The sequence below is a fragment of the Leifsonia sp. HAY1-4F genome (assembly GCF_056755275.1).
In genome coordinates this window covers 1-234 of the sequence record NZ_JBNDHX010000672.1, presented here as the reverse complement: position 1 = coordinate 234, position 234 = coordinate 1, and the positions used below count along the sequence as shown (strand labels likewise).

Below are 234 nucleotides of genomic sequence, written 5' to 3'. Positions count from 1 at the left end.
GATCTTCCGAATAGTTCCAGCGGATACTCCTATGAAAGTGCAAGCGATTCTGATTCTGATGAAATGGCTGCATATGTATTATACCGGAATGTAAAAGAATCTGAGACAGGGAAAGGATCGGTTCGCTATTCCTTTAAAACACCGGATGACTATCCTAAGCAACAAACCGGTGGGACAGTCGTTGAACCACAGTATTTCTGGCCCTATTACAGCATAACGAAGGGAGGGCTGATG

Annotated in this window: 1 protein-coding gene; it reads left to right on the top strand. The window is 44.4% G+C overall.

The window, feature by feature from the left end; genetic code table 11:
* Positions 1 to 234, top strand: a 234-nt coding sequence (locus ACPYOG_RS20930; protein ID WP_481295967.1) for a hypothetical protein, incomplete at both ends; no start/stop codon positions are given.